The following is a 264-nucleotide window of genomic DNA, read 5'->3' as shown; positions in this document are numbered from 1 at the left end:
CGGCGAGCAAACGCCGCGAGCTTGCACGTGTGCTGGAGATCATCTTCTTCGAGGCCGAACGGTTCCGTGCGACCAAGCTGTCGGCCAAGCGGGCGGATGGCAAGATCCTCAAGGTCATCCTCTATGGTTCCTATGCCAGGGGAGACTGGGTGGAAGACCGGCTGAGTGGTTACCGTTCCGACTACGATCTGATGGTGGTCGTCAACTCGCAAAGTTTTGCGGATGAGGACGAACTATGGCTTGCACTCGATGAGCGTCTAATCC

Annotated in this window: 1 protein-coding gene; it reads left to right on the top strand. The window is 57.6% G+C overall.

The genetic code is table 11. The annotated features are described in order from the left end of the window. On the top strand, window positions 1–264 hold a 264-nt coding region (locus tag SCA31_RS23900; protein WP_410699487.1), incomplete at both ends, for a nucleotidyltransferase domain-containing protein.

The sequence above is a fragment of the Chryseobacterium sp. SIMBA_028 genome (genome assembly GCF_046535285.1).
GTDB lineage: Bacteria > Bacteroidota > Bacteroidia > Flavobacteriales > Weeksellaceae > Chryseobacterium.
Note: the sequence above shows the minus strand (reverse complement) of the source record. Positions and strands in the feature narration are given on the sequence as shown.